The 24,761-nt window shown below is 58.5% G+C and carries 22 protein-coding genes and 1 tRNA gene; 17 read left to right on the top strand and 6 right to left on the bottom strand.

Annotated elements, in window-relative coordinates:
• Positions 1-4 precede the first annotated feature (4 nt).
• The gene (locus G5V57_RS02085; RefSeq protein ID WP_165165975.1) at positions 5-2,476 is read left to right on the top strand and encodes an arsenate reductase (azurin) large subunit; all 2,472 of its coding nucleotides are present in this window, start codon (positions 5-7) and stop codon (positions 2,474-2,476) included.
• Positions 2,477-2,548: 72 nt separating this feature from the next.
• Entirely contained in the window at positions 2,549-3,583 is a 1,035-nt protein-coding gene (moaA, locus tag G5V57_RS02080; protein WP_246737491.1) for a GTP 3',8-cyclase MoaA, read from the top strand.
• 167 nt (positions 3,584-3,750) lie between these two features.
• Here moaA and G5V57_RS02075 read toward each other — a convergent pair whose 3' ends face one another.
• Together G5V57_RS02075 and G5V57_RS02070 are read right to left on the bottom strand one after the other, a co-directional pair.
• Complete coding sequence (locus G5V57_RS02075) at positions 3,751-4,902, bottom strand: aminotransferase class V-fold PLP-dependent enzyme (protein WP_165165974.1); 1,152 nt, start codon at positions 4,900-4,902, stop codon at positions 3,751-3,753.
• Positions 4,903-4,904: 2 nt separating this feature from the next.
• Positions 4,905-5,924, bottom strand: a complete 1,020-nt coding sequence (locus G5V57_RS02070) for an ornithine cyclodeaminase family protein (RefSeq protein WP_165165973.1) — start codon at positions 5,922-5,924, stop codon at positions 4,905-4,907.
• 235 nt (positions 5,925-6,159) lie between these two features.
• Between G5V57_RS02070 and G5V57_RS02065 the strand changes: the two genes are divergently transcribed.
• Positions 6,160-7,323: an FAD-binding oxidoreductase gene (locus G5V57_RS02065; RefSeq protein WP_246737490.1), complete on the top strand. Its 1,164-nt coding sequence runs from the start codon at positions 6,160-6,162 to the stop codon at positions 7,321-7,323.
• Positions 7,324-7,369: 46 nt separating this feature from the next.
• Here the strand turns inward: G5V57_RS02065 and G5V57_RS02060 are convergent, their stop codons facing one another.
• The gene (locus G5V57_RS02060) at positions 7,370-8,395 is read right to left on the bottom strand and encodes a LysR substrate-binding domain-containing protein (RefSeq protein WP_165165972.1); all 1,026 of its coding nucleotides are present in this window, start codon (positions 8,393-8,395) and stop codon (positions 7,370-7,372) included.
• Positions 8,396-8,481: 86 nt separating this feature from the next.
• Positions 8,482-9,747 (bottom strand): pyridoxal-phosphate dependent enzyme, encoded by a 1,266-nt coding sequence (locus G5V57_RS02055; protein ID WP_165165971.1) that lies wholly within the window; start codon positions 9,745-9,747, stop codon positions 8,482-8,484.
• Positions 9,748-9,888: 141 nt separating this feature from the next.
• Between G5V57_RS02055 and hutC the strand changes: the two genes are divergently transcribed.
• The 8 genes from hutC (at position 9,889) to G5V57_RS02015 (ending at position 18,047) form a co-directional block, all read left to right on the top strand.
• Positions 9,889-10,701 carry a histidine utilization repressor gene (gene hutC, locus G5V57_RS02050; protein ID WP_246737489.1) on the top strand — a complete coding sequence of 271 codons (813 nt, stop codon included), beginning with the start codon at positions 9,889-9,891 and terminating at the stop codon, positions 10,699-10,701.
• Between the two features lie 188 nt (positions 10,702-10,889).
• Positions 10,890-12,449 carry an ABC transporter substrate-binding protein gene (locus G5V57_RS02045; RefSeq protein WP_165165969.1) on the top strand — a complete coding sequence of 520 codons (1,560 nt, stop codon included), beginning with the start codon at positions 10,890-10,892 and terminating at the stop codon, positions 12,447-12,449.
• Between the two features lie 81 nt (positions 12,450-12,530).
• Entirely contained in the window at positions 12,531-13,469 is a 939-nt protein-coding gene (locus G5V57_RS02040; RefSeq protein ID WP_165165968.1) for an ABC transporter permease, read from the top strand.
• Between the two features lies 1 nt (position 13,470).
• Positions 13,471-14,346, top strand: coding sequence for an ABC transporter permease (locus tag G5V57_RS02035; protein WP_165165967.1), 876 nt, complete (start codon positions 13,471-13,473; stop codon positions 14,344-14,346).
• The gene (locus G5V57_RS02030) at positions 14,343-15,377 is read left to right on the top strand and encodes an ABC transporter ATP-binding protein (RefSeq protein WP_165165966.1); all 1,035 of its coding nucleotides are present in this window, start codon (positions 14,343-14,345) and stop codon (positions 15,375-15,377) included. Before G5V57_RS02035 ends, G5V57_RS02030 begins: the two co-directional genes overlap by 4 nt.
• Positions 15,377-16,357: an ABC transporter ATP-binding protein gene (locus tag G5V57_RS02025; protein WP_165165965.1), complete on the top strand. Its 981-nt coding sequence runs from the start codon at positions 15,377-15,379 to the stop codon at positions 16,355-16,357. Before G5V57_RS02030 ends, G5V57_RS02025 begins: the two co-directional genes overlap by 1 nt.
• A gap of 55 nt (positions 16,358-16,412) precedes the next feature.
• Complete coding sequence (locus G5V57_RS02020; protein WP_165165964.1) at positions 16,413-16,745, top strand: FAD-dependent oxidoreductase; 333 nt, start codon at positions 16,413-16,415, stop codon at positions 16,743-16,745.
• A gap of 9 nt (positions 16,746-16,754) precedes the next feature.
• The gene (locus G5V57_RS02015; protein ID WP_165165963.1) at positions 16,755-18,047 is read left to right on the top strand and encodes an FAD-binding oxidoreductase; all 1,293 of its coding nucleotides are present in this window, start codon (positions 16,755-16,757) and stop codon (positions 18,045-18,047) included.
• 588 nt (positions 18,048-18,635) lie between these two features.
• On the opposite strand, the gene phhA is transcribed toward G5V57_RS02015, so the two are convergent.
• Positions 18,636-19,511 carry a phenylalanine 4-monooxygenase gene (phhA, locus tag G5V57_RS02010; RefSeq protein ID WP_165165962.1) on the bottom strand — a complete coding sequence of 292 codons (876 nt, stop codon included), beginning with the start codon at positions 19,509-19,511 and terminating at the stop codon, positions 18,636-18,638.
• 420 nt (positions 19,512-19,931) lie between these two features.
• On the opposite strand from phhA, the gene G5V57_RS02005 reads away from it, so the two are divergent.
• The 3 genes from G5V57_RS02005 (at position 19,932) to G5V57_RS01995 (ending at position 21,921) form a co-directional block, all read left to right on the top strand.
• Positions 19,932-20,600 carry a hypothetical protein gene (locus G5V57_RS02005; protein WP_165165961.1) on the top strand — a complete coding sequence of 223 codons (669 nt, stop codon included), beginning with the start codon at positions 19,932-19,934 and terminating at the stop codon, positions 20,598-20,600.
• Between the two features lie 290 nt (positions 20,601-20,890).
• Positions 20,891-21,361, top strand: coding sequence for a phage terminase small subunit P27 family (locus tag G5V57_RS02000; RefSeq protein WP_165165960.1), 471 nt, complete (start codon positions 20,891-20,893; stop codon positions 21,359-21,361).
• Between the two features lie 380 nt (positions 21,362-21,741).
• Positions 21,742-21,921, top strand: a complete 180-nt coding sequence (locus tag G5V57_RS01995) for a hypothetical protein (protein ID WP_165165959.1) — start codon at positions 21,742-21,744, stop codon at positions 21,919-21,921.
• A 292-nt stretch (positions 21,922-22,213) separates the two neighbouring features.
• On the opposite strand, the gene G5V57_RS01990 is transcribed toward G5V57_RS01995, so the two are convergent.
• Positions 22,214-22,290, bottom strand: a tRNA-Met gene (locus G5V57_RS01990).
• Positions 22,291-22,505: 215 nt separating this feature from the next.
• On the opposite strand from G5V57_RS01990, the gene G5V57_RS01985 reads away from it, so the two are divergent.
• The 3 genes from G5V57_RS01985 to G5V57_RS01975 all read left to right on the top strand — a co-directional run bounded on the left by G5V57_RS01985 (position 22,506) and on the right by G5V57_RS01975 (position 24,760).
• A complete protein-coding gene (locus tag G5V57_RS01985) occupies positions 22,506-23,654 on the top strand; it encodes an aromatic ring-hydroxylating dioxygenase subunit alpha (RefSeq protein ID WP_165165958.1) in 1,149 nt (382 codons plus the stop codon).
• 18 nt (positions 23,655-23,672) lie between these two features.
• On the top strand, positions 23,673-24,035 hold the full coding sequence (locus G5V57_RS01980) for a cupin domain-containing protein (protein WP_206530176.1): 363 nt from the start codon (positions 23,673-23,675) through the stop codon (positions 24,033-24,035).
• Between the two features lie 188 nt (positions 24,036-24,223).
• Positions 24,224-24,760 carry a hypothetical protein gene (locus G5V57_RS01975; RefSeq protein WP_165165957.1) on the top strand — a complete coding sequence of 179 codons (537 nt, stop codon included), beginning with the start codon at positions 24,224-24,226 and terminating at the stop codon, positions 24,758-24,760.
• Position 24,761 lies beyond the last annotated feature (1 nt).

The raw sequence follows: 24,761 nt of genomic DNA, 5'->3' as shown, positions 1-24,761 counted from the left end.
ACCCATGGCATTCAAGAGAAACATAGATCGTTTGCCGATCATTCCCGCCGACGCCAAAAAATTCAACGTAACCTGCCATTATTGCATCGTGGGCTGCGGTTATCACGCCTATACCTGGCCCGTGAACAAACAGGGCGGAACAGCGCCAAACGAAAACGTCTTCGGCGTCGACCTGTCGAAACAGCAGGAGGCCGATACGGTCGCCTGGTATTCCCCGTCCATGTATAACATCGTCAAGCAGGACGGGAAGGATGTGCATCTCGTCATCAAGCCCGACAAGGATTGCGTGGTGAATGGTGGGCTGGGCTCCGTGCGGGGCGCCCGCATGGCCGAGAATCGCCGCTCCGACATAACGGGCACCCAGCAGCAGCGCCTCACTGAGCCAATGGTCTGGCGCTACGGCACTTGGCAGCCGACGAGTTGGAATGACGCGCTTGATCTCGTGGCCAGGGTCACCGCACGCGTTGTCGACAAGGACAATGAGAACGATCTCTTCGTTTCGATGTTCGACCATGGCGGTTCGGCTGGGGGCTATGAAAATACCTGGGGCACTGGCAAGCTTTATTTCGGTTCAATGAAAGTGAAGAACTGCCGTATTCACAACCGGCCTGCCTACAACTCCGAAGTCCATTCGACCCGCGACATGGGTGTTGGCGAACTCAACTACTGCTACGAGGACTATGAGTTGACCGATACGATGTTCCTGATCGGTGCCAACTCGCTCGAGACCCAGACGAACCTTTTCCTCAATCATATGGTTCCGGGTATGCGAAAAGGGGCCAAGGTCATCCTCGTCGATCCAAGGAGGACGGTCACGGTCAATGCCTGCGAGGTGGAAGCGGGTAAGGACAACGTCCTATACCTACAGATTAACTCCGGTACCGATCTCGCATTATTCAACACGCTCTTCACCTACATCACCGACCAAGGCTGGATCGACAAGGACTTCATCGCCAACTCGACCTTCCAGGGCGATGTGGCCCAATCTCTCGATGAAGCACACCCCGCGGCGCTCGGCGGGTTCGAAGCCGCACGTGTCGAGTGCAGGATGTCACTCGCCGATGGCGCAAAGATTTGCGGCGTTTCCGAAGCGGACATCGCGAAGGCCGCCGAATGGATCGCTAAGCCAAAGGACGATGGTTCGCGTCGCAAGTGCGTGACTGCCTACGAAAAGGGCATCATCTGGGGCAACGACAACTACCGCACCATCGGGGCGCTCGTGAACATCGCGCTCGCCACCGGCAATGTCGGCCGCGAGGGAGGCGGTGTCTGTCGTCTCGGCGGCCATCAGGAGGGATACATGCGGCCGTCTGATGCCCATGTAGGTCGCCCGGCCCCCTACATCGATCAGCTGCTGATCGCGGGAAGGGGCAAGGTGCACCACATATGGGCCAACGACCACTACAAGACCACACTCAACGCCAGCGCCTTCAAGCGGGAGTACAACCGCCGCACCAATATGGTGAAGGAGGCGATGGACGCGCGCACCGGAGCCACCCGCGAAGAGTTGGTTGAAGCCATTGTCGCAGCGATCGAGGCCGGCGGCCTCTTCTCGGTGAACGTCGACATCATACACAGCCAGATCGGCCAAGCGGCTCATGTGATCCTGCCGGCTGTAGAATCGGGCGAGATGAATCTGACTTCCATGAATGGCGAGCGACGCATGCGGCTCGTCGAGAAATACATGGATGGTCCCGGCTCGGCCAAGCCCGACTGCCTGATCGCTGCCGGTATCGCCCAGAACCTTGAACGGGTTTTGCGAGAACAAGGCCGCAACGAGTACGCCGACCAGTTCAAGGGCTTCGACTGGAAGACTGAGGAAGACGCTTTCATGGATGGCTATCATGCCAACACGGGCAAGATCGTCACCTATGAACGGCTGCGGAACATGGGCACCAACGGTGTCCAGGAGCCGGTCGTCGACTTCAAGGACGGCAAGCTGGTCGGGACGAAGCGTCTTTATGCCGACGGTAAGTTCGACCGGCACGGCCGCGACGACAAAAAGGCGTTGTTCCTTGCAGGGGCTTGGCGCGGGCTGCAGGCACCGGGCAAGGCCTCGCAGCGGGACAGCTATCCCTTCCTCATCAATAACGGTCGGTCCAATATCAACTGGCAGAACTGGTTCCTCGATAGGGACAATGACTTTGTAATTGACCGCTTTCCCTATCCTTACATTCAGATCAATCCTGAGGACATGAAAGATCTTGGACTCAAGGCGGGCGATCTGGTCGAGGTCTACAACGACGTCGGCGCGACCCAGGCCATGGTGTATCCTGAGCCCACCGCCCGGCGGAAGGAAACGTTCATGCTCTTCGGCGCCGAAAACGGCGCACAGGGCAACGTCATCAATGCCGGAGTCAACGAGCTGATCCTGCCGAACTACAAGCAAACCTGGGCGAACATCCGGAAGATTTCGGATGCGCCTGCCTCGGTGGCGGACCTTTCGTTCAAGTCCTGGAATTACGTCGCCTCGTAGCGAGGTAGTGTGCAGGCTGGCTCAGACGCCGGCCTGCATCTGATATATGTGGGTGCCAGGGAATGCCGTCACATGAATCAGATGTTACAGCCCTTTGTTGCGGCCCGTGCCGCGTCGATGATCGACTCGTTCGGCCGCCCCATTACATATTTGCGCGTTTCGGTGACCGACCGCTGCGACTTCCGCTGTGTGTACTGCATGGCGGAAAATATGACGTTCCTGCCCAAAAAGGAGCTTCTTTCGATCGAGGAGCTTGAAAGAATTTGCGGGGCATTCATCCGCCGCGGCGTGCGCAAGATCCGGCTTACCGGTGGCGAGCCCCTAGTGCGCCGCAACGTGATGTCGCTGATCGAGAATCTTAGTCGCCATGTGAAATCAGGCGCACTTGAAGAGCTCACCCTCACCACAAATGGCAGCCAGCTTGCCCGCTATGCAATGCAGCTCCACGAGCACGGGGTGCGACGGATCAATGTCTCGGTCGACACGCTGGACGAGCAGAAATTCCGCGCCGTCACCCGCTGGGGCGACCTCAAAAAAGTGAAGGAAGGCATATGCGCCGCCCGAGCCGTAGGCCTTGCCATCAAGATTAATGTGGTTGCCCTCAAAGGCGTCAACGACGATGAGATCCCCGAAATGATCCGCTGGGCCCATGGCGACGGCATGGACCTGACGATTATCGAGACGATGCCGCTCGGCGATATCGACGGCGACCGCACCGAACAGTATCTGCCGCTCTCGGTGCTGCGGGCCAGCCTCATGGACCAGTTTACACTCGAGGACATCCCCTTCAACACCGGTGGGCCAGCCCGCTATGTGAATGTCAAGGAAACGGGCGGACGGCTCGGCTTTATCACGCCTCTCACCCATAATTTCTGCGAGAGCTGCAACCGCGTTCGCCTCACCTGCACTGGGACGTTGTTCATGTGTCTCGGCCAGGAAGACGCGGCGGATCTGAGAGCCCCGTTACGTGCCTCGGAAGCCAATGATCTTCTCAATACTGCGATCGATGAAGCGATCTCGCGCAAGCCCAAGGGGCATGACTTCATCATCGACCGGCGCCACAATAAGCCCGCTCTGTCGCGCCATATGAGCGTCACCGGTGGTTAGCGCGCTTTTCGCCCTCCAAAGTAGCTGCTGGCAGGTTGCATGGTAGGGCCGCCCAGCGAGGCTGATTGATTATTGATGTATTCCCAATGGAATAGCGCCGAACTTGGGTGGAAAGAGTGTCCGCCATGCTCACGTTTTTACACGCAAGGAGGGCTTCTTCAGCTAACTCATGCTTTGAGTATTGAGGCCAAAAGGTTGAAAAGAGCCAAAATGTCCTGCTCGTCATTATACACGTGCGGCGATATCCGCACCTTACTGCCCCGCACGGTAACATAGACGTTGTTCGCCCTTAGCTGGGTCGCGAGATCCGGGGGCACGTGGTCGCCGAAATCCAGGATCGAAATATGCGGAGCTCTGAGCGGGTTCGGCTCGCGGATCAGTTCACGGCCGACCGCTTCTTTCCAGGCGAGATCGTTGAGATGCCGCAATCGGGCGAAGGTGTTTTCGACACCCCACCCGTTCAGCAACTTGAGCGACTCGATGGCGACTGGCATCACCGCGAAGTCCGACCGCTCCCCCATGTCAAACCGCCGAGCACCAGGAAGGAAGGCGGGAACCTCCACCCTGTAGAAATCGGACTTGTCACCACCGACGCGGTTCCACGAATGATGCTCGATGGGCTTGCCCTCGCCATGCCAGCGTTTGTCGGCATAAAGGAAAGCCAGGCGATAGGGGCCAAGCAGGAATTTATAAGTAGCAAAAACAAGAAAATCCGGTCGCACGGTTTTTACATCGAAGGGGAGGGCGCCGACCCACTGCGTGCCGTCCACGACCAGACATGCGCCTGCCGCTCTGCTGGCCTGGGTCACGGCTGTTAAATTGATTGCCGTTCCTTCGAACCAATGCACCATAGTTCCCGCGACCACGGCGACAGGGATGTCGCAATCGGCAATGGCCTTCACGAACGCCGCCGTCCAGTCGCCGTCCGAGGGTTTGTCGATGATCCGCACATGCGCCCGACGCTGTTCTGCGAGTTCGTGCCAGATATAACGATGCGAGGGATGCTCGTTCTCCATCAAGAGGATCGCTGATCCTGGTGGCACCGGTACGTTCCTGGCCGCGACAGCCATGCCGTAGCTTGTAGCCGCTGCGATCGCGATGTCTTCTGCGTCGGCTCCAATCAACGATGCCGCCAAGGCTCTCGCCTCTTCGACTTCATCGTAATAGGAGGCAATCGTCATCTTCCAGGGCTCGGTCTTGACCGCGGTGCCAACCTTGCCAGCCTCGAGCGCCGCCAGAGGTATGGGCGACATATAGGCTGCATCGAGATAAGCAATATGCCTCGGCAGTGCGAATTTATCCTTTTGGCAAACAAGCATGGCTATCCTCCGAACTTGACCCGGACTCCGGTACCGGACCTGGCCGCCGCTTCGTACAGGAAGTTGGCGAGTTCTATGTCCTGCGCCGGGACCCCAAGCGAGCGATACAACGTGATCTCCGACGCCGACTGACGGCCTGGTATCTTCTTCTCAAAAACCGCCCCGATCTCTCCGCAAATATCGGTTTCCTGAATGATGCCTTCCCGCACAGCCTGGATCAGCTCGGCGGCCGCCGTCAAAGCCATTGGCATGTAATCAACCCACACCCGTGCGCGCCGCAGGCATTCGACATCAATCTCCTGGCAACTTGGAACGCTGGCGCCGACCGCGTTGACGTGCGTTCCAGGCGTCAACCATTGACCAGATAGAATCGGGGTTTGGGCCGTGGTGACAGTACACACGATATCCATTCCCGACACCGCCTGGCCGGCACTTTCGCAAACCTTGGCATCAAATCCGGCTTTGCGCTGCGTTTTTGCGAAAAGCTCCGCCTTTTCGACATCCCGCCCCCAGACGCGGATGGTGCGAATTGGCCGTACCGACGCAATTGCCTCGACGTGCCTTTGCGCCTGCTCGCCATAACCGAGCAAGGCCAGGGTCGAAGACTCCGCCCGTGACAGCGCCCGCGTTGCCGCGGCGCTGGCAGCGGCCGTGCGCCACGCGGTCGCCTCGCCGCCATCCACCAGCGCAACGGGCCGCCCGCGCTGCCGTTCAAACAGCAGGATACCGCCGCGGTGCGACGGCAGTCCGTGGGCGAAATTCCCCGGGTAAACGGAAAGGACCTTGGCCCCGAAAGCAGGCAGGTCGTTGACATTCGCATACATGATCGACAGGCACCTCCCGGTCTCTCCGAACTCGAGAACACGTCGGATGTCCTGGATAGCGGTACCGTTGGATGTCTTTTTCAGCGCTCTTTCAGCGATATCAATCGATTGGCTGATATCGATCAGGGATTTGACGGCATTTGCATCGAGGATGAGAAAATCGGCTTCCTCAGGATTTTCGGCCGTCGACTGGTCCATTGCGCCCGTTCCGATAAAGCGTACCGGTGAACGCTAGCATTCCACGCTGTGGCGACGGCGGCCAAATTCATAACTGCGATGATCAAACTTGATGCCCGGCATCATAGTGGAGGGCCACCCGAAGGTGCCAGGACCAGTTCATAACTGCAGCCGATAAACGGCTCTTGTTCGGTACGTTGACTTCGAAGCCCGCCTGGTGAGTTATAGCTACGGAAAGCCCCCGGAATTGGATTGTGTGGATTACATCATGCACATAGTTGTTGTTGGATCAGGTATTGTTGGCAGCTCCGTCGCTTACGAATGTGCGAAAGCCGGCGCCAGGGTGACCATTTTCGACAGCGGGCGGCTCGCAGGTGGAGCGTCCGCCGTCAGTTTCGCCTGGACAAATGCCACCACTAAAACGCCCCGGTCATATTTTGCGCTGAATGTCGCCGGCATGCGAGCTCATCTCGAATTGAAACGCGACTTCGGCGACGTCCCATGGTTCGTGCAGACCGGAAGTCTTGAATGGCGGACGACCGCCCCCGGATTGAGTCAGCAGCGGGAGGAATTCAAGCAGTTGCAGGAATGGGGATACGCGGTCGAGTGGATCGACGAGAACGATCTTGCCCGGATAGAACCGGACATCGATGTCTCAGCCGTCGGCGGTGCTCCTGTCGCCTACTACCCGGAAGAGGGATGGGTCGATCCCGTTCTTTATTCTGCATCGCTACTGCGTAAGGCGTCCGCGCGCTGGAATACCATTGTCCGCCTCAATCAGCCTGTAGCAGCGGTCGAGACGCACAACGGACAGGTGAAAGGCGTGCGAACGGCTCCGGGTGAACTCGTTGCGGCCGACGTCGTCATCAATTGTACGGGCAGCTTTTCAGATCGCGCACTGGGCAGCGTACCGGCGGTCCCGATGGCATCGACGATTGGCGTGCTCGCCTTCACACTTCCCATGGGACTTACACTTCGCAGGCAGTTCCACGCCGATGACCTGGATGTTCGTCCCGATGGAGCCGGCAGGCTCATGATCCACAAAGTCTCGGTTGATCAGACCCTGTCGGAGGCGAAGCAGCTTCAGCCCGGTGGCGACGAGGCGACTACACTGCTCGAAGCCGCGCGCAGGGTTGTCCCGGCCTTGAATTCCGGGAGCATTGAGGCCATTCGGACCACCGTGCGTCCCGTCCCGCGCGACGGTTACACCTGCGCCGGCCCGATGCCGGATGTCGCCGGCTACTATGCCGTTGTAACCCATAGTGGTGTTACGCTCGCTCCCTTTTTGGGCCGCGCAATGGCCGATGAAATCATTCGCGGAAAGATGCGCCAGGAGCTTGAGACGTTCCGCCCCGCTCGCTTCTTTGCGCCGGATTCCGGTTTCGGCAGGAGAAAAGCTGCGAACGCCGTCCCGGCCTGAAACGAAATGACGGTAACGAACACACCGCCCGGCTGCCGAAGTTCAGTCAGGACCGCGCCAAATCCTTGATGCCAGCATCCACGGCATCAAGGTAGCTTCGCGTGCTCAGGACAAGATGATCAGTGAAGGCATCGGCAATCGTTGATGCCATGACACCCCAAGGCCGGTATACGCTAAGGCTCAGATCAAGGTGCGGATGGAAGTCCCTGATCTCAATAGGCAGGTCTTTCGCCATCCAGGCTGAGAGACGGTCAACGACTGAAACGCCCACGCCACACGCGACCAGACTTAGACAGGCACTGGACAGGCTGACGTCGACTTTCAAGGAGCGTTTGACGCCACGCTCCTCGCACAGGGCGTCCAATTGCTGGCGCACCGGGTCACCCGGCGCCATGGAAACGAAATCCAGGCCGTCGAGATCTTCAGCTTGCACCACCTTAAGCCTCGACAAGGGATGTCCGACTGGCATGACACACACCGGCGGTGTCGAGGTCAGCGTCCGCCTTGCAATCGAAGGTGTTTCTTCGGACGACGTTACTCCAATACCGATATCCAGCTGATTGCGGCCGGCTCGCTGGATTACTGTCACCGAACTGCGGATATCGAGGGAGATCGCAAGAGCGGGGTGTAGCCGTGCAAAGCTCGAAATGATCGAGGGAAGCAAGGTCAGTCCGAATGCTGGCAGCGCGCATATACTAAGCCGGCCGCGGCGCAACTCGCGGATATCCCGAGCTGCACGCGAAATGCTTCGAGCAGACTCAAAAACCCGCTTCACCTCGGCATATAGCATGTGAGCTTCCGGCGTAGGGATCAAACGCTGCCGGTTCTTCCTGAATAGCTGGAATCCGGATTTCCTGGCCAACTGAATGAGCGCCTTGCTCACCGCAGGCTGGGTGATGTTCAGGGCATCCGCCGCCCTGGTTGTGGTGGCATGCAACATGACAGCCGCGAAAATCTCGATTTCGCGCGGGGAAAGTTCAGAGTCGTGGTCTGAAAGTTCAGCGGAGCGCTCTTGAGCCGGCTTTCGCTCCTCCTTCACACGCTTTTGATTCCGCCCGGCGGTCTTGCGCATATCCATGCTCCTGGATTGGGCTGCCTAAGCCTTGGCTGGCAAAATTCTGTCTGCATTTGCTCGCACAATGTGGGCAAGGACAGCAATCAGATGCGTACTCCGTATTCTTTGCTCAAAGCGCTCCGCAGCGCAGAAAAGGTCGGTTCAATCTCGGGCACCCGACTCCCTGGACCTGGCGGATCCTTGAAACCGCAGGACGTCTGGATCGCTACAACCGGGCCTTCGAACTTCCGTCCTGCGGCAACTGCCTGCTTCACGCCGGCAAGCGCTGCCGCGGCCGAGAATTCGGGCCACAGTCCCGCCTTGCCTGATTCCGCGCACGCATCGGCGATTTCCTCATCCGAGACCGCCCGCGCAAAGCCGCCACTCCTGCTCACGGAAAGATGGCCACGCCAGGAGCTGATGGTGCAGGCAATCGCGAAAGCATTGGTCGGAGCCGCCTCAACTTCCGCGAAGTCTGCGTTAATCCCCACAGCTTTGGCAAGCGGCGCGCGCGCCGCCGGCTCGCAGGCAACGATTTGCGGAATTTCCTTGATCAGACCGAATGATTTGAGTTCGTTGAAACCCTTCCACAGACCGAAGAGCAATTCAGCATAGCCTGTCGGTGCGAAGACCGCAGCGGGTGCCTTCTGTCCAAGCTGGCAGAACAGTTCGTAGGAGATGGTCTTGTACCCTTCAGGCCCGAACGGATTACCGGTATGTCTTTCCGTCACACTGCTCACCGGCATGTAGCCCGTCTCCCTGACAACCCTGAGAAGAAGCTCGCGTCTTGTTTCGACCGGAACAGAGACGACGGCAGCGCCATAGGCGCGCATGAAAGCCTGGGCGCCAGCTGACGTCCCATTTGCCGTGATGAGGATGCAGGGAATGCCCGCACGCGCCGCATAGGCTGCAGCGGACGCGCCATGATTGCCGCTCGAGGCAACGGCAATTCCGGGCGCTCCCGCGGCCAGAGCGGCACTTATGGTGCAGAGATTGAGCCGATCCTTGTGACTGAAGGTTGGATTGCGGCTCTCGTCCTTGACGAGCACTTCACAACCTGCCCATCCGCCGAGCGACCGGGACTCAATGAGAGGCGTGCCGCCCTCGCCGAGGGAGAGTTGCGGCGCGAGCGCCGGCAGGATTTCCTGCCATTGTTCGAGGCCTGATGTGGTCTGGCGTGCAAAGTAGCCGGCCGGCAGGTTGCTTAGGTCAAACTCGATTTCGAGAGGGTAGGGACCCGGGTACTCAAGACATTCATCGCCATCCGTTTTCGGCGGATAGAGGTTGAATGGTGCGGAGCCTGGTCCAAGCGAGCGTTGCCGGCGAGCCAGAGACCTAGTGCTGTTCACCCATTCGAGCGCGTTCGTCATGACAGGGTGTGGTCCATTTGCCAATGCGTATAAATACATCTATACATATTTCGGAATAGCGGGGAAGCGTCACTTCACGGAATTGCCGCCTCAACCCGCTGGCGTGAACGCCAGAAGAAAATGGGAAACGTGGGGCATGTCGTGAAACGAAGAAAGCCGCAGTCAAAGCCTGTTAGCGGAGCCGTTTCTGAACGGATTCTGCGGGATATCGAACATCACATACTATCTGGCATCTGGGCACCGGGTCACCGCATACCGTTCGAGCATGAGTTGATGATCGAGTATGACTGCTCGCGCATGACGGTGCACAAGGTGATCAGCGCGTTGTCGACGCGTGGTCTTGTCACCCGCAGGCGGAGAGCAGGGACATTTGTCTCCGCCCCTCAGATCGAACAGTCTCTGTTGGAGCTGCGCGATTTCGAAACCCAGGCCAGGCTCGCGGGTCTCCTCTACAGGTATGAACTCATCGAGCGCAAGATTGCCCCGGCGAACGAACTGGAAGCAAAGAGCCTTGACCTTCCTGTTGGCCACAAGGCCATTAAAATAAGGGCTTTGCATCGCATCAATGAACTTCCCGTCGCACTTGAGCAGCGCGTGATTAATCCGCATGCAATTCCCAGTGCGCTGGAAGAAAGCTTCGAAGACGTTGCACCCGGCACCTGGTTGCTCAAGATGGTGCCGTGGACGGAAGCTGAGCATCTTATTGGCGCGATGCCGGCAGACAAGGCTACGGCGAAGCTTCTTCAGGTAGCAGAGGGTAGCGCCTGCCTTGTCCTTGACCGCCATACATGGCGATCGGGAATGCCGGTCACGGAAGTTCGGCTCATACATCCCGGCGACAGATATCATTTCATCGGACGATTTCAGCCAATGGCGGCAGGCGCCGTCAACCGAAATGGCAAGGAAAGGAAGACGAAGGGTGGTATCACGCGCGCTCTCCACCTAATGCGCTAGCGCGTTCAGATCATAACCAGCCCGTTGAAGATACGCAGTCTAGATTATGATCTGGGCCCGGCCGAATACGTATATGCATATTGACGCAAAATCCCGTTTAAGTAAATATTGGCCCAACGAGGCGATGGCGCACAACAGCTCCGGACAAACGCCCGAAAGAACAAAAACTGGAAGGGAAGGAAACGACGATGAGAATCACACGACGTCTATTCTTGTCAGGTGCGGCTGTGGCTTCCTTGACGGGTGTTTGCGGTGGCGCTGTTCCGGCCCTTGCGCAAGACGCCAAGGTCCTCAAGCTTCCACTGGCGCGGGCTTCCGGAAACCTGGACCCGCAGCGCTATGTTGGCGTGTTTGCTGTCCAGGACATGATCTTCGATCCGCTGGTCGATTATACAAGGGGCGGCAAGATCGAACCAGCGCTCGCCGAATCCTGGACGATCAGCGACGATGCCAAGGTATTCACATTCAAGTTGCGGCCAAACGTGACCTTCAGCGACGGCGAGCCGTGGAACGCCGATGCCATGAAGTGGAATCTGGAAAGGTGGATTCCAAAGGAGAACTATAACTGGCTTCGGATATCGGCGAACTTCGAGAAGCTCGAGATCATCGACCCGATGACAGTGGCCGTCCACTTCAAGGAGCCGACGCCGACGGGCCTGGTTGAATTTTCCTACGTTCGGCCTGTCCGCTTCCTCAGCCCGAAAGCGGTTGCCGCCGATGGCTCCTACAAGGATCCGATCGGGACCGGTCCGTGGAAAGTCGAGAAAGATACACCGGAAGGGACCGATCTGGTTCCGAATGAAAAATATTGGGGCGAGAAGCCGCAACTTGAGCGGGTGAGCCTGGTCGTCATCCCCGATGCGCGCAGCCGCATGTCGGCGCTCCGCGCCGGAGATATCGACGCGGCCGGAGGAAAGTTCATCGCGGCGGTAAGCCCGCAGGATGCAACCACGCTCAAATCCGCCGGCATGACGATCGCCACCGACGTCGGGACGGACACGATGATACTCGGATTCAACCCGCGCCGGCCCGTATTCCAGGATGCCAAGGTACGTGAGGCCATCAGCCTGCTGATCGACCGTGAGGCGATCTGCAAATCGCTGCTCAAGGGCTTCGCTACACCGACGATGAACTTCTATCCTGAAGTCATCGCACATTCCGGAAAACGGTATGACGTTCCGAAACGGGACGTCGAGAAGGCCAAGAAGCTGCTGGACGAGGCCGGCTGGACGGGCGAGGGGGTTCGCTCAAAGGATGGGCAGCCGCTCAATCTGGACCTCGTGATTTCGGAAGATGCGATCCCCGGCTCGCGCTCGCTGGGCGAAGTTCTGCAAAGCATGCTTTCGGAAGCGGGCCTCGGGATGACATTGCGCAATGTCGATCACGCGGCGAGGCACGGTGAAATCCCGCAGTTCAAATACGACATTTCCCTGTTCGTCACCAACGGAGCACCCTACGATCCGTTCAATTCCCTCCAGCAATTCTTTCTCACCACGCTGGAGCCCGGGACTGACGGGCATTTGTGGGAAGACAAAGAGCTTGATCCGCTGATTCTTGCTGCCGTCAGCGTGCCGGAAGATCAGCGGCCGGAGGCGTTCCAGAAAGTGTACGACTTCCTGCATGACGGCACGAGGATCGCTCCGCTTTATCACGAGATGAGAATCTGGACCTATGGCGACCGGATCAAGTCCTTCGTCATCCCTCCGACCGAATATGAGATGCCCCTGCCGGGCTTGTCTCTCGCTTAAGCCGCAGACCGGTGAGGGGGTGCCGCAAGGGCTCCTCCTCGCTTTTCGACGCTGCCAAGCCCATCGAGCCTGGAGAGATGGATGCTACGCATAGTTCTCAATCGAAGCATGTCGGCCGCGATCCTGATCGTCATCGCGTCGATCTTCTCATTCATGCTAATCGCTGCCTTTCCCGGCAATGTGGCCGCGCTGATAGCCGAGCTGAGGGGCGGTTTCGTTTCTCAGAAAGTCGTTGATCAGGTCGCGAAGGAATATCATCTCGATCGGCCGCTGATCTTTCGTTATGGCTACTGGCTTTCCGACGTGGTCCAGGGAGATCTGGGCAAGTCGCTGCGGACCGGCGAAGAGGTTTCCGCAGCGCTTGCCAAGCGGCTAGAGCCCACAGCCGTGCTGATCGCCGGTGGCGGCTGCGTCACCCTGATTGTGGCACTGGTCCTGGGCTTTGCCGGTGCCTTGTGGCCGGGTGGCCTCGTGGACAGGTTCATTCGCGGCGTGGCGATCGTGAACATATCGATCCCTAAATTTTTTCTGGCGGCGATGCTCATCTATGCCTTCGGCGTGGTGATGAATGTGCTGCCCACCTTTGGGTTTCGGGGTCCGCTATCATGGATCCTGCCCAGCATAGCGATCGGAGTCGTGCCGGGCGCACTTCTCAGCCGCGTCGCACGTGTCTCCCTGGAAGAAGTCATGAGCAGACCGTTCATAACGACTGCCATGAGCAAGGGGTTCGCACGCCGGCGCATATTGTTTAGGGATGCTCTTCCCAACATCGTTCCGGTCGTGCTGACGGCGTTTGGAATGGATCTGGCGTTCATGGCGCAATCGGCGCTCATCATCGAGCCGATTTTCTCTTGGCAGGGCCTGGGCGCCTATTTCGTCGAGGCGGCACGCTTTCGCGACCTCCCCGTCCTGCAGTCCTGTTTGCTGATCTTTTCCATCCTGTTCATCATCGTGAACCTGATTGTCGACCTTTTGGTCATGATCATCGACCCGCTCCAACGCCGGGCTGCAAGAGGATAAAATGGAAAGAGTCACAAAGATGATCCGCATCCTCGGGCTGCCGGCGGTCATTATCGTGAGTGCATTTCTTGTGATCGCCATCTTTGGGGCCGTCCTCCGTCCCTATGACCCGAATGCACAGAGCCTCATGAACATCAATGAATCGTTCGCCTGGGCGCATCCATTGGGCACCGATCATCTGGGACGCGACACGCTGAGCCGGCTGATTGCTGGCGCCCAGACGACACTGATCGGCGTGACCATAATCCTGATCATGGCCGGCTGCCTTGGCCTGGTGATCGGAACGATATCGGGCTATTTCGGCGGATGGATCGATGAAATCCTAATGCGTATCGTCGACTTCGGCCTGAGCGTCCCGAGCCTCGTGGTAGCTCTTGCGATCGTCGGCGTCTTCGGACCGAGCTACTGGAACATGATCATAGCCCTGGCGCTGGCTTGGGTTCCGATCTATGCCCGCCTGACTCGCGGCGCCGTGGCTTCTGCCGTAAATCAACCCCACATTGAAAGCCTCTGGGTGCTTGGCGCCAGCCGTACCCGGATCATTTCGAAGCATCTGGCACCGGTCGCCCTCGGATCAGTACTCATCTATGCGAGTGCCGATGCCGGTATGCTCGCGCTCGCCATCGCAAATCTGAGCTTCCTTGGGCTTGGCGTTCAGCCTCCGCAGGCCGAATGGGGCCAGATGCTGGTGTCGGCTCTGCCCTACCTTGAAGAATCGCCGCGCCAGGTGATCCTGCCGGGCCTGGCACTCACCATCATGGTTGTCGGCTTCAACCTTCTCGGCGAAGCGATTGCCTTGGCCAAGAACCCCAAACCGCTGAATCCGCGCGTCCTGACTGCCCGCCGCAAGCAGTTCCAGCAAGAGGCTCTGGCATGAACATCCAAAGCATCAGCCCGAATACGCTGCTTGAGGTGCAGGATTTCACCGTCACCCTCTATACGGAGAAGACGACGGTTCGCGCGGTCGATCATGTCGACTACACGGTGGACAACGGTGAGGTACTGGCGATCGTCGGCGAAAGCGGCAGCGGCAAGACGATCCTCAATCTGGCGCCGCTCTGGCTCCTGCCACGCGGCGTCAATGCAGACCTCGAGGGCAAAGTCAGGTTTGCCGGCAAGGATCTGCTGCAATGCTCCGAGCGGGAAATGCAGTCCATAAGAGGCCGCCATATCGGTGTGATTTTCCAGGATCCGCTGAGCGCCCTGAATCCCGTCAGGAAGATCGGCGCCCAGATCAGCGAGGTTGTGGAAAAGCACCTGAAGCTCACTGCCCGTGCAGCAGACACCCGCTCGCATGAACTGCTGTCCCTAGTTGGAATCCCGGACGCCCTGGGCAGGATGAAGCAGTATCCCCACGAATTGTCGGGCGGCATGCGACAGCGTGTGGGTATCGCCATGAGCATTGCCGGCGAACCTCAGCTGCTGATCGCCGATGAGCCAACCACCGCCCTTGATGTCACCGTGCAGGCCCAGATCGTCAGCCTCCTTAAAGACCTTCAAAGGCGGCTGAAGATGGCGATCGTACTGATCACCCATGACATTGGCGTCGTATCGGGCCTCGCGACAAAGCTTGCCGTCATGTATGCGGGGCGGCTGGTCGAGGTCGGTTCGGTTGACGACGTGCTTTTGCGCCCGGTCCATCCTTACACGAAGGGTCTCCTGGCCTCGGTCCCATCGCTCAACGCACCGATCGGATCGCGGTTCAGCGGCTTGCGGGGCAGCCCTCCCGATCTTTCCAGACTGATCCGCGGCTGTCCATTCGTGCCGAGATGCGACTATGCGGTGGCACAGTGCAGCGCGGACAGACCTCCGCTTGTCTCGGTTGAGGCAAATAACCGTCGCCATCGCGCTGCATGCCCTGTCGCCAGCAAGGGAAATGGCAATCTCACCAAAGTGGTAGGTCACTGATGTCCGCACTCCTGGAAATCTCGGATCTCAAGACCCATTTTCATGATCGCAAGACCGGCGCGCAGATAAGGGCGTGTGACGGCGTCGATCTGACGATTGGCGAGGGCGAGATCGTCGGGCTGGTCGGCGAGTCCGGATGCGGAAAATCGACGCTCGGCCGCAGTATCGTTGGTCTCGAGCGGCCGATCGAAGGCCGGATCGTCTACAATGGCGTGGATGTGCTCGGCCTTCGCGGCGATGCGCAGAGGGCGGCTCGAAGAAGCATCCAATACATATTCCAGGATCCCTACAGCTCGCTGAGCATCCGGCAAACGATCGGGCAGGCGATTGACGAGGCGCTACTGATCAACGGTGAAAAGTCCGCGAGCGCGCGCAAGACAAGGGTTGCCGAACTGCTCGATGCCGTGGGCCTTCCAAACCAGATCGCGGATCGCTATCCGCGAGAAATGTCCGGCGGCCAGCGCCAAAGGGTCTGCATCGCAAGATCGCTTGCGGCAAATCCGAAGGTGCTGATCTGCGATGAGCCCGTCAGTTCACTTGATGTTTCGATACGTGCGCAGATCATGAACCTGTTCCTGAAATTGCGTGACGAAATGGGAACGGCATGCCTCCTGATTGCGCACGACCTGGCGGTCGTTCGTCAGGCGGCGCAGCGAGTCTATGTCATGTATCTTGGACGGGTGATGGAGTCGGGAAAGAGCTCTGCCGTCTACAAGGCGCCATCACATCCTTATACACAATCGCTGCTGAGCGCCGTGCCCGATCCTAATCCCACGGTCGAACGGGATCGCAAGCGCATTTTGCTCAAAGGCGACGTACCAAGCCCGATCAACCCGCCGAGCGGCTGCCGCTTTCGGACACGCTGTCCGGCATCGCAGGCCGTGTGCGAAACCAATCCGCCGTTGCGAGGCCTCGGAGACGGCCATCTGGCGCTGTGCCATTTCGCCGGCGAAGTCATTCTGGCGCCGACGCAAATCTGACCATGCCGCGTCCGCCAGGGCGCGTATTGAGGCACTATTTCAAGAAGGAAAGAATATGAGAGCGATTGTCATCGGAGCGGGCGTGGTCGGAACGTCTGTCGCCTATCACTTGGCAAAGAAAGGCGTCGACGTAACCATCCTGGAACAGGATTACGTCGGTGCCGGTACATCGGGGGCGACCTTTGCATGGACCAACGCCAATCGCAAGCCGCCGCAGATGGTTGAACGTCATCACTTCCCAGAGTCCGGACCTGTTCATTCCGACGGCTCCGACTGTCGGGATGCTGATTTACACGCCGCCGACACCCACGACATTGAGCCGCCCGGTGCATGCGCCGGACGTCCACATAAGGCCGGACAACCAGGCGCATTGCGAAAACGGCTATGAGGTACAGTAATGGATCATCAAATTGATGTAACAAATATGAGCGGCATGTATGCGACGCGGTCGGGATGGAATGCCTTGCTCGAGCCCCGCGTTCCGATGCCGCCTTTGGTGGGCTCGCATGTTTTTGACTATGTGGTCGTAGGCGCAGGGTATTCCGGATTGGCGGCGGCCCGTCAACTTGCGCTCAGAGATCAGCTCAAACGCATTGCGCTGATCGAAGCAGATGTCGTTGCCGAAGGGTCGTCCGGCCGAAATTCCGGGTTCATGTCGCCATCCCGGGTTTCGGCTAAACCAGGTGCATGGGACGCCGTAGCCGAGTTCGCTCAGGCTGGCATCGATCAGGTTTGCAAGCTTGTGGAGGAACTTAAGATCGATTGCCAGCTGACCAAATCCGGCGGCTACCGCTGCAGCGTTACGGAAAAAGGTCAGGCAGAACTCAGGAATAATATTCGCTATCTCGATGAGCAGGGGACCAAATACTCAATTTTGGACGCTAATGGCCTAAGAGAACGCATTGGAACGTCCTATTACAATTTTGGTATGTTCGTCCCGGACACCTATGTGCTTCAGCCGGCCGCTCTCGCGAGGGGACTTGCCGCCAATCTACCAAGTCAGGTGACACTTTTCGAAAGGTCTCCCGTGAGGCAGATCCGACGAACGAATAAGTGGCTGGTGATCACTGAAAAGGGTGAAGTCACGGCAGATACGGTGATACTCGCGGCAAACACCAATATTCGCGTTCTGGGGCATCTGAGTGGGTATTTGATGGCGGTATATACTTATGCAGGCCTGACGACCGCTTTGAGTGAGGCGGATCTCCGGAACATGGGATCAGACGCCACCTGGGGAGTATCGCCAACATTCAAATACGGCACCACGATGCGGCGCCTGGCCAACAATCGGATCATGGTTCGCAGTCTCTATTCATACGAAAAGGAGATTGATCGCGAGACTGCGCGTATCGGCCTCGCCAAGTCGCTGCACAAGCACTTTCCTCAACTGTCGCATATACACCTCGAGCATGTCTGGGGCGGCATCCTGAGCATCACATTGGGCAGGGCACCGGTCGTCCAGGAGGTGGATGAGAGGCTTTATGCAATAGGTGGCTGCAACGGCTCCGGCATCGCGAAGTTCGCGTTGCTTGGAAAGGAATTGGCCGACAAGGTGATCAGCGATAACGAAAGCCGAAGGACTATTGCAGCCTTCGGGAAGGCGCGTTGGATGGCGCCACATCCGTTCAGAAAGATCGGTTTCGATATTGCTTCCACCTTGGGCAAGCGGATGGCCGGAAAAGACGTTTAGGTCCGGAAGTGGAACAACGCCAAGAGAGGACACCGCTGAACGTAAGCACATCGTAACAGGCCTCTCCGGAGCTAGCGCATTGTAAATGGGGCTGGCTATAAGAGTACTATTTGCATCAGTCATGCAATTGACTTGGCGACCCACCGTGAGTTCGGGAAACCATCTCGCTCCGGTAGGCTCAACGGTAGGGCAGAAGCTTGTGTAAGAGCGAATTCCATGGATTTGGGAAGAGTTTAACTGCCCAAAGGAGCGGAGAATGCCTCCGCTAAAGGATCAAGAGCCTCTAATTCTGGAGTTGCAGATTGCGGTGGCAATGCCTGATGCGAGATCGTCCGGGCGCTTCTCCCCTAACCGATGTTAGCGATAATCTCCCATTCCCCTGTCCTCTGGCACCTACACCCGCGCGATGCGCTGCAATAACGGACATTGGCGAGTTGTTACTTCTCTAGCCTACGCCTGCCGTAGACGAGTGTGCATCGCTGGGATGAACGCCGGGATACGGGCGCTCGCGATCAGCACGACTCTATCAATTTCAATGCGTTAGCGTAGAAATTGGGCTCCATCGTTTCCGCGCTGAAAGCTTCGGTCTCACTTGAGCTTAGTTTTGGTCGCTGGGAAATTGCGCCAGAAGCTGCCGGTGCCTTTCTGGATAACTTTGTCTTCAGGCAGGATTTCGAACGGAGTGTGAGTCGGCAGAGTGCGGACCTCATTGAACAAAGCGATGATATCCACCCGTTTCAGCAGATCAAACAGATCTTCGAAGCGATCGATGACGAAGTATGTCGATTGGAAGTCATCGATATAGTAGCCGGTGCGTAAGACGCGCTCAAGATCGAAGGCCAGCTGATGGGCGGAGGCATCGTGCGCCACATATTTCGCCTCGCCGAACGACGAGACGATTCCCGCGCCATAGATGCGCACTCCTTCACGCTTGCGGATCAGCCCGAACTCGATCGTGTACCAATTGAGGCGGGCGAGAAACTTCACCGCCTTCTTTTCCATCGCGTCGAGCCCGATCCGGCCATACTCGTTCATGTAGTCGGCATAGGCGGGATTAGTGAGGAGTGGTACATGGCCAAAGACATCGTGGAAGATATCGGGCTCCTCCAGATAGTCGAGCTGTTCGCGGCTGCGGATGAATGTCCCAGCCGGAAACTGGCGGTTGGCGAGCATCTGGAAAAAGGGCCGCGACGGTATGAGCCCCGGCACTGCGACAACTTCCCAGCCGGTAATTCGCCTGAGGCGCGCATTCATCTGATCGAAATTTGGCACGCCTTCGGGGCCGATCTCGAGCGCTTCGAGGCCGTCCAGGTATTCCTGCGCGACATATGCTTTGAGTGTCTGCTGCTGGCGTTCAAAAAGGGCCCGCCAGATAGAGTGGTCCTCGGCACTGTAGTGCTCCCACCTCTGATCGATGATGCAGTCTTCCACTCGTTGAGCATTCAAAACGGTATGCGCCGGCATCACGCTCACTCCTCAGTGCCTGAAAATCCTGATTCGGCTGCGAAAGGTCAATCCAGGGGTTGTGCACGAAGATCTGGATAGCGGTGTACCGCATTTTCGGCTAGGCGTGGAGCCAGAGTTCTTGAAATGGTGGACAAGACGGCAACCTACGGCCGCGAGCATAGCATGGTCCGATTGCCGCTGGATTCTAGAGGCACACGCTAGGGCTGGAATGGAATGCCATTTACCGCTGTAGTGGGTCCGCAAGGACGGCGAATTTCAGATTTTGGCTATCGAGATAACCTCCAACCAGATCGGCCGTCCTAGAGTCGTTTGCAGAACCCATGTCGGCAACCCGTCTTTCATTCTCCGCGCGCATATTCATTACCAGCAAGGATAGATGGTAACTATCATTCCGGATCGCCATCCCGCCGGACGCCGGTGACCATTACGAAGGTGGCCGGCTCAGCGACGGAATTCCTCGGCAGGTGGTGCCTGTGGCGGTTTGCCATAACCTCGGACGAAGATTTCGCGGATGGCCGCTATTCGGACCAGTTCTGGGCTTTTGGGGTCCCGGACGATGCGCAAGAGCGTGCTAATACACTCAGAACCATAAACACGGGCCGCCGCTTGGAGTTCAGCAGCGGTGTTGATAGACGTCTCAGCCTTGCGGCTAGCGGTTTATGTCCGTTTCCTAGGCATGGGCATTGCTCTGACAACCTTGGAACCATCACCGGTAAGATCGCCAAATTGCACGATCTCGACAATGATGGGCTGATCTTCGCCGCCGCCGAGCTGGGTGGGTATGACCCTACCCAAAAGCTGTGCGAATGCCCTAGGCTGGCCCCTTGCCAGAAGCCGGCAATAGCCGACAAGACCGTCAGTGCCTTCGCCATCAAGCCCGTGAAGCTCGGCTGCCGTCAAGATGGCGTACCTCAGCAAGGCAGTCGTCTTGTTGAGCGAGCCTTTCGGCCGGCCTTTACCGGCGTTACCCTATTCGGGCCTATTTTAGGCTCGCTAGGCGCTGCTCTTGTGGACATTTCAGCCCTCCGGATTGCCATGGCACGGAACGCCAGTCACCAATGCGCGCGGCTGACCTTCACCAGATAACCACAATACCCGACTTGGCCATCTTCTCCCATATCATCGGTCCGCGTTTTCGCGCGGCACACCCGCTATTCCCTGACCGGCGGTCAGCGTCCAGCCGTCCTCGGTCCTCTTAATCGCTTAGCCCGGTTGGCGGGCGAATTTTAATGATGTTTCCCAGAGGCCCTGAGGAAGCGACCAAAACGCCGTTCGCCTTCATATGATCCTCGTGCGTGGCCATAAGCCGTCCTCCGGGTCACCATGCGGCTGCGGTGCCCGCTCTCGACGAAGCGATAAACCGCAGGTAAGTATTTATGATGTCGAACCCTCGAAAACCAGCAGCGATCCGGCGCGCGGAAGGTAATCGCGGCCATCGACCTATTCCTGACGAGGTGGCCGGATTGGGAAAACCGGAGCCGCCACCGCACCTCACGGCCGAGCAACTAGCTCGCTGGCACGACATCGTCGAGTCGTTGCCGGGTGAATTGCTTTCGCGGGCGGACAACCAAGTGTTAGAGCGCATGTCCATTGCGTGGGCGGCGTTCCGGGAGACCAGTGTGGCGATCAATGAAAGCGGCCTGTTGACCCTCGGACAGAACGGCGAGCAGGTGCGCAATCCGCTGCTGTCGGTGCGGCGTCAGGCGACACAGGAGATGCACCAGTGCGGCCTAAGTCTGGGCCTGTCGCCCTACGCGCGCACCCGGCTAGCGACACAGCAAACGGAAGAGGACGACTTACTTTCGGCACTGATGGCCCGACCGATCAGGCCGTCACACAACAATTGAACCGCGTGAAGTGGAGGCTTGCTGGCTACGCGACTGTCACCAAGGGTCAGCGGCAGGAGCGGCGTGATCGAGGGACATTCGCAGGCGGTGATGGCCCACAAAAAAATAATTCAAGTGCGATTTTTCGAAAAGAATTGCACACGCCGGTAGGGGTGAAAGCGCCGTAAAATTGGAGCCAGCCCCCCGATGATCTTGTCGAATTCTACAGCAAATTTGACTCCCCGATTCGCACAGCGAGTCACTGGCGGCGTTTCAGCAACGGGCTGCCTTTGGACATAGGGTCGCCAAGGATCGCCGCCAGCGGCCGTCACAGACCCGCGCAGGCTATGCTAGTCCGCCTTTACTTCGCGCCATGGGTTTTGGGTGTAGGCTCGCCAAGCATGAAGGACGACCTCACTTGGCTTGACCATCTCAACCATGCCGCCGGGTTTTCCAGCCTCGTGACGGTTGCCGCAGCGAAAGTTGCAGATGATAAAACGCGATTGGCGCTGCTGACGACGGCGCAAGTGATCGGCCAACACATCGAAAAGGCATCGGCAAGGTCGAGGCCGAGCTCATAGAGATGGCCGGCTTCCCGCCCCGGTTAGGGCCAGCGCTGCCGGGCCCAGCCCGACCGTATAAGCTGCTTGCATTCGGTCCTATGCTTGGGCCGTCCGCCCCGCCGTTACCCTCGACGCATGCGGCCCCCCTGGAAATCCCTGCCACGGTCCCCGTCGGCGGGCCTTCTCTCGTTCGGGCGGCCGCCAAAGCGCAGGGCCCGCCGGGGCGCGGCTTTGTTAGCCCGCTGTTACCCCAGGTGTTACCCTAGAGCTTGAGCGTTGGATTGTCACTTCCCTAAGTATTTGATTTATTTGGTAGCGGAGGAGGGAGTTGAACCCCCGACCCCAGGATTATGATTCCCGTGCTCTAACCAACTGAGCTACTCCGCCCCAAGATCGTGACGGCGATATAGGGTTGGGGCGCGGGGCAAGTCAAGTCATGGACTGGTTTTTCACATCGGCTCGCGGGAGTATTCTGCGCCATGGAACCAGGACGGGCCTGGCACCGTCATGGTGAGGATTTCAGATGACAGGTTTCATTCTGATTGACAGTTCAATCAAAATTAGGACAGGCTGACGCCCGCCTGTCGAGGAAACGACGCTCCATGAACAAGCCGCATCAGCCCGCTCCGTCTTCGCCGCTCCTCGGCCACTGCCCGGCGACGCTGCCGGCCGGCGCCTATTACGATCCCGATCATTTCGCGCGCGAGTTGAAGACGATCTGGGCGCGGAACTGGATCTATGCCGGACGCGCCCATGACATGACACCGATGTCGATGCGGCGTCTTACGGTGGCGGGCGATAACCTCATCCTGGTGAAGGACGCCCAAGGCGCGTTCACCTGCTTCCATAATACCTGCCGGCATCGCGGCGCCGAGCTTTGCGCCACGCCTGAGAAGCGGCTCAAATCCAAACTCATCTCGTGCCCCTATCATGGCTGGACCTATGACCTCACGGGCCGGTTGGTGCGCACGCCTTTCGTGTCCATGACGGCCGATTTCAGGAAGGAAGAGCACGGTCTCTTCGACGTGGCGGTGATGGAATGGAACGGCTTCGTCTTCGTGTGCCTTAGCGATGGGCCCCCCGAATTCAGCGGTGTGCCTGATCCTGCGGCGGACGGGCTCAACAACTGGCCGATGCGCGATCTCGTCACCGGCCATGTCATGGTCAAGGAGATCGCCTGCAACTGGAAGATCTTCTGGGAGAACTATAACGAGTGCCTGCATTGCCCGGGCATTCATCCCGAGCTCTCGGACATGGTGCCCGTCTATGGCCGCGGCTATATGGCCGCGAATGAAGCGCCGGACTGGACCCCCGATACGCCGCCTCCGGCGCATGGCCTCAAAGACGGGGCCAGGACCTGGTCGATGACCGGCGCGCTGTGTGGGCCGCCTTTCTCAGAGCTCACGCCGGAGCAACTCGCGGCGGGTTCGACTTTCGTGACCTTGCTGCCGACGATGTTCGTCGTCGCCCATGCCGATTATGTGCGCGCCGTGTCATTGCGGCCCCTGGGACCTGAGCGCACCGAGCTTCGCGCCGAGTTCCTGTTTCCGCCTGAGACCTTGCAGGCGCCGGGCTTCGATCTCGACGATGTCGTCAGCTTCGCCACCACCGTGATGCTGCAGGACGGCGAGGCCTGCGAGATCAACCAGCGCGGTCTGCGCTCCAGCCGCTACAGGCACGGCACGCTGATGCCGCAGGAATTCGAGGTCCATCGTTTTCACGAATGGGTCCGTCGCCACGATCAGGATTGAACCAGGAGGATTTGCCCCATGAAGCCCGTCAAGCCGGAAGACCGGCGCGTCGCCAATATACACTCGGCCAAGTTCGAGCCCTTCGTCTATCCGGACGGCGAGGCGCTGGGCGACGGCATATTGCAGCTCGCCGACGATCTGCCGCTCGGCACCGGCTTCCATGTCTATCGCATGCCGCCCGGCATGACGACGCGCCCGCACCGCCACAATGGACACGAGCAGTTTCTCATCCTCGAAGGCGAATTGATCGAGAATGACGGCACTGTGTTCAAGAAGGGCGATCTCGTCTGGCTGCGCGACGGGACGGAGCATTGCTCCCACACGCCCAATGGCTGCCTGCTCGCGGTGCATATCGCCGGACCCGAATTCGCGGTGGACTGAGCGCTTGCGCATTCGTACGCGCCACTCGAAAAGTCCTCATCATCTTCCCGACGCGGCCATGGGCGCTTGACATCGTGGGCCAGATGGCAGGATTTTGGAAATATCAAGTTGAGGAGTTGCGTTCGGACTTCAACTCCTGAGTCCGACCGAACAGGCTCTTCCATCCGAACTCCGATAGGATCAAGCGAATGATTCTCGGCCTCCGAATAATCCGTGAAATCGTGCAAGCTCTGCTGCGCGTATGGAACAAGAAGGATGAGGGTAATCGCAACGGCAAGCCCGCGCTTGCAGGCGATGGAGCAGCGAGCCAATCGCCCGGAACTCCATCACAGCTGGCGAAGGTACAGACCATCCATGGCGGGCCATTGAATGCGGCCGGATTGTGTGCCGTTGAGCGCACAACACAATTGGTCTTTGGCGGAACAGGGACACATCAACGCGCCGGGAATACAAACAAGGGATCAAGTGATCCCGGAGCTCACATCAAGAAAGCTCCGCACCCGAAGAAGCAGTTGCCGGAAATTCGCTGCAAAAAGTACAGCGAAGTCATTGGCAAGGGCGGCCAGTCCAAGTCTGCTGGCAGGTGTCGCCACGTAAAATTGCGCAAGCGGGTAGGCTGTCCGGATACGAAAAAGCATATACCGGCTTTTCGCAAGAATCCCGCGCTACGGATCGATCACGTCTATGAGCTTGGAGTGATTCAACCCAAACTGATCGTGCTCTAAA

Source organism: Nordella sp. HKS 07 (assembly GCF_011046735.1).
Classification (GTDB): Bacteria; Pseudomonadota; Alphaproteobacteria; order Rhizobiales; family Aestuariivirgaceae; genus Taklimakanibacter.
This window is presented reverse-complemented; position numbering and strand designations above follow the sequence as displayed.